3 protein-coding genes are annotated in these 4,956 nt (G+C 51.9%); 1 reads left to right on the top strand and 2 read right to left on the bottom strand.

Translation table 11 applies throughout. The features are described from left to right. Positions 1-786: hypothetical protein (locus V6D20_01665; GenBank protein ID HEY9814503.1), on the bottom strand; the 786-nt coding region annotated here is incomplete at its 3' end. Positions 787-1,367: 581 nt separating this feature from the next. Between V6D20_01665 and V6D20_01660 the strand changes: the two genes are divergently transcribed. After that, positions 1,368-4,619: a GAF domain-containing protein gene (locus tag V6D20_01660; protein ID HEY9814502.1), complete on the top strand. Its 3,252-nt coding sequence runs from the start codon at positions 1,368-1,370 to the stop codon at positions 4,617-4,619. Positions 4,620-4,721: 102 nt separating this feature from the next. Here the strand turns inward: V6D20_01660 and tnpA are convergent. Beyond that, positions 4,722-4,956, bottom strand: a 235-nt coding sequence (gene tnpA, locus V6D20_01655; protein HEY9814501.1) for an IS200/IS605 family transposase, incomplete at its 5' end; no start/stop codon positions are given.

Raw genomic sequence — 4,956 nt, 5'->3', positions numbered from 1 at the left:
CCCTAGGTTGATCCAATGGAGGCGATCGTGGTGGTCGGCGATGAACAGGAGCAGGGCAGAGGATTGGTGGATGCGCTGCTCAAACTGCCGGGCTTGGCTCTGGGGTGTGGCAAACCAGGTCATCAGCCGTTTGCCTAGCCAGCGCGGCACGTAGGGCATCCCAATAGCACGACTAGGAATACCGTCTTGATAGCGTTGCACCTCCTGACGGCTAAAGCGGATCCATTGCATCAGTTCTTCAACAAAGGCGCGATCGCTAAACTGCTGGCGATTGCCCTCGCGCACCCAGGCAATAAAGGGGTCCATAGTATCGGGCGTTGAGAATAGGCGCATCTGCACACCAGCCTGCTGGCTGGCTTGGGTGAGGCGTTGGAGATGGTCGGGAGGAATGTCACGAAGATCGTAGGCACAGCGGGTAGACTGGCGCTGGGGAATAGCCTCCTGCAAAGCAAGGTCAGTGGGACTAGGAGGGGTATCGCTAGGCTCTAGATACACGCTGAGCACAGGATGCTCGGTCGTAAGCTGTGGCTGAATGCGAGAGCTGAAACCTGCACAGCGGGCAGCGATCGCTAGATTTTCCAGCGCACAACCCAGGCTGATAAATAAAGCATGATCATCCGGATCGACTACAGGCAGGCGCCGCGATTGATCGGGGTGGAGATGAATGCAGCGATCGCCCTGGGTGAAGTACCAAGGTTGGGTATTGTGCCCAGAGGGGGCCAGGGTCGCAAGGCGAATGAGGTCGCGATATAGAGACGAAGGAATGCCAGATGTGGAGAATAGCATAGGGCACGAGACCCATAATTGTGGAAGGACAGATCTGATGAATTGACCAGATCTGATGAATTGATACCACATCCGTGCGCTGAAAACCTCTGTACTGATATCACATCCGTTTAGACATACGATGCATTCAAGGCTGTGGCAGCACCGGGAGGCCTGTAGCTCCCTTATCAAGGGGGTGGCGAAGTGGGGCTCGAAGGCAGGATGTTCCAATGATGAACATTCAACTGGACTTGATGGGAAGAGGGCGATCGCTTTCCCTGCAGGGCGTTCTCATGAAGAACGGATGAATTCTCTACTTGTACAAAAATTTAGGGTTGTGTCGTAATTTTAATATTTCAATACGTTCTTTGACATGGGGGTTCATTATCTATCAAGCTATAGTGGAGAACCCCTCCGGGAAATCAGGGATATCTACGCAGTTCTCTTCAGGGGTGGAGAGTAGGAGCATCGGAGCTGTTCGCGGCAACCCCAGCATCGATTGACCTCCTCGCATCTAGTGCTGAAGGGGAACTAGAGACACAGTCACCTTGAGAGGGCTGGTTTCTTGCCTTGGTTTCTTTTAATGGATGCATTAAGTCCACATGACCTCACTTTATTCTGGGCGTTTGAGCCACAGCATTAAACCCTTGCTTTGTGATCAACGATTAAATGCCGTGGCATCCTGCGCCCTAGAGGATGCCGTTCTCTTGGCAGCCCAAGTCTGTCATGCTCCGATCGCTCTCCTAAGTGGATGGACGGAGGATCGTCAGTGGGTGCAGGTGGCCTATGGCACCTCCCTGCACTCTGTTCCCTATGAACAAAGTCTCTGTGCTCAATGGGCACGCCGATCGCCCTCCGTCGAAACGCTATGGCTGATTCCGGATATCGCCGAGGCGATCGCTGCCCACCAACTGCCAGCTACAGTGCAACGCCATCCGTTGATCGCTAACCTAGGGTTGGGATTTTATGCGGCTGCTCCGCTGGTGACCAGTACTGGAGAGCTGCTGGGCACCCTTTCTGTTTTTGATCGCGCTGCCCGACGCTTGGAGTTTGGGCAACAGCAAGGTCTGAAAGCGATCGCCCGCCAAGTTGTGGCCCAGGTCGAACACCTAGCAACGCCTCCCCCCTCAACAGCCCTCGCCCTCACCACCCAGTCTCATCTGCTGAACCTGGCTAGCGATGCGATTCTGGCGCTCGATTTGCGCGGCCGGATCACCTTTTGGAACCGTGGGGCAGAGCAACTCTATGGCTGGAAGAAAGCCCAAGCCTTGGGGCAAGACTATACCACGCTGCTGCAACCGGTCACTGATGCGCCGATCGCGGCCATTCAGCATCAGTGTTTACAACAGGGTCAATGGGATGGGGTGATGGTACAGTCCACCCGCGATCGCCAGCGGCTCACCATCAACAGCTCTTGGATGCTGCAGTTGACGGATCGGGGCCAGCCTAGCTTGATACTGCAAATCAATCGCCCCATTCGCAACTATTGCGACCTAGAGGGCATTATTCAAGACCAGTTACCCCGTTCTCAAGATCAAGCCAGTGAGATGTATAAGCACTTGCCGGATGGATTTATTGCTGTTGATCAATCATGGTGTGTTAGCCATCTGAATCTACGGGCGGAGCAAATTCTCTGCTGCGATCGCACCCAGGTGATCGGGCGATCGCTGTGGCAGGCCATTCCCGATTTTGCTCAGTCGGAGGTCGAAGAAGCCTGCCATCGAGCCATTGCCCAACAAACCGAACTGCGCTTCGAACATGCCTATGCCCCATTTGGGCTGGTCCTGGAGTTGATTGCCTGTCCACATTTGGGAGGATTATTTCTTTATCTCCGGGATGTGACTGTCCATCGCAAAGCCGTCGCATCGCTTCTCGAACATACCCGTCTTTCTAGCCTTAACACCTCGATCAGCCAAGTCCTAGCCCGGGCTGGCAGCCTATCCGATACCTTGGAAGGGTGTGTTCAAGCGTTGATGAATGGGCTAGAAGAAATGACCCTAGCACGTATCTGGCTGTTTGACCCAGAGAGCAATGTGCTAGACCTGCAGGCGATCGCCGGTACGGTGCCACCCGTGCCTGACCTACCTCGTCGCATTTCCCTCGGTATTTCCATTGTGGGTGTTATTGCCCAAAGTCAACAGCCCTATCTCACGAATGAGGTGGGTCGGGATGCCTGTTTAGGGCTGCAGAACTGGGCTACCCAAGAAAAAATTACGGCGTTTGTAGGCTATCCCTTGATTGTGGATGATCGTTTGATTGGCGTGATTTCCCTCCTCAGCCGTCGCCCAATCCTAGAAGGTACCTACGCCACGCTGCAATGGATTTTTAACAGTATGGCGATCGCCATTGATTTAAGTATGGCGCGGGCAGAATTACTCAGTCGTCGCGAATCACTATTATTTCGATTGGCCAGCCAAATTCGCAATTCCCTAGATCTAAATACAATTTTAGGGGCAGCCGTTCAGGAAATTCGCCATCTCCTACATATCGATGGCTGCTATTTTCTGTGGTGTTTGCGGGAAGAAGATGCCCCCGCGGATGAACCGCCTACCCTCGCTATTACCCATGAGTCCCTTTATGCCAACTTACCTAGTTTATTGGGAGAATGTGAACCAACGCTACGGCGATCGCTCACCCAATATCTGTTGCATCTGGAACCGCTGATTCTCGACCAAACCACAGACCTACCGACTTCTACCGATCTCTATACTTGGCTGCAGGATTGGGGGATTCAGTCGTTCTTGCTCATGCCTCTAGAAACCCATGCCGGCCAGCTAGGAGCGATTGTCTGTAGTCACGGTCAGGACACTCGCCACTGGAGTCAAGCAGAGGTAGAATTATTGCAGGCTGTCACCAACCAGTTAGCGATCGCCATCGACCAAGCTGAACTCTATGCCCAAAGTCGGGCAGCGGCCACAGCGGCCCAGCAGCAAGCCCAGCAGCTTGGTGATGCCCTACAAACTCTGCGGCAAACTCAGTCTAAAATGATCCATAGCGAAAAAATGTCAAGCTTAGGTCAACTTGTAGCTGGTATTGCCCATGAGATTAACAACCCCGTTGGTTTTGTCAGCGGTAATCTTACCTATGCTGATAGCTACTTCCGTGACCTAGTGCGTCTGCTACGCCTCTATCAACAGCATTATCCAACGCCCACTCCCGACATCCAGGCCTGCATTCAAGATATTGAACTAGAGTTTCTACTGGATGACTACGCGAATTTATTGAACTCCATGAAGTTGGGTACAGATCGCATCAGTCAAATCGTACAATCCCTGCGCAGTTTTTCTCGGCTAGATGAGGCAGAGGTGAAGGCAGTCGATTTGCATGAAGGCATTGATAATACCCTGGTAATCTTACAAAGTCGCCTAAAGGCCAACGGATCATCTCCTGCCATTGAGATTATCAAAAACTACGGGGATCTCCCCGCTATCGACTGTTATGCTAGCCAGATTAACCAAGTCTTTCTGAACTTGTTAAGCAATGCTATTGATGCCCTAGATAATCACCCGGCCCCTCGTATCATTACCCTGACAACAACCGTGCGAGAAGGGCGATCGCAAATCACATCTAATTATGATACTGATCAAAAAGCAATTATCTGTGATGGGGAACCCCAGTGGATTGTGATTTGTATTCAAGATAATGGTATTGGCATGTCCGATGAGGTGCGGCAGAAAATTTTCGATCCCTTTTTTACCACCAAACCGGTAGGACGTGGTACTGGGCTAGGATTATCCATCAGCCACCAAATTATTGAGAAGCACCATGGTTGCCTCAGTTGTCAATCTACTCCAGGCGTTGGCACCAGATTCATGATTGAGCTGCCTATTTGCTTACCTCGTACACCTAAATAGTACAGGTTAAAGAACAAGATAAAAATCTGCTTGCAACAAGATGTACAGGCTACACTAGCTATCTAATGAACTACCCCGCCGCAAGCGGACGGGGTATCAGAATCAAAATAGAGCCAATTGCTCATCTCTGTGTAACTTGAGATACTCATTGCCCTGATTCTTGACATACTGGGCAATCATGCCTTCATCCCCGTGCTTGCCCACCGTACTCGCAAAGTATCCATCACTCCAAAACTCCCCTCCCCACAACTGTTGTTTCACGTGCGGGCAGCGCTTACACACCTCTCGGGCCGTTAGACTCTTGATTAACGTCACCAGTTTCGTCACACTGTACGTC

The organism is Candidatus Obscuribacterales bacterium, assembly GCA_036703605.1.
GTDB lineage: Bacteria > Cyanobacteriota > Cyanobacteriia > RECH01 > RECH01 > RECH01.
The sequence above is the reverse complement of the archived record's forward strand: the minus strand, read 5'-3'. Positions and strand labels throughout refer to the sequence as shown.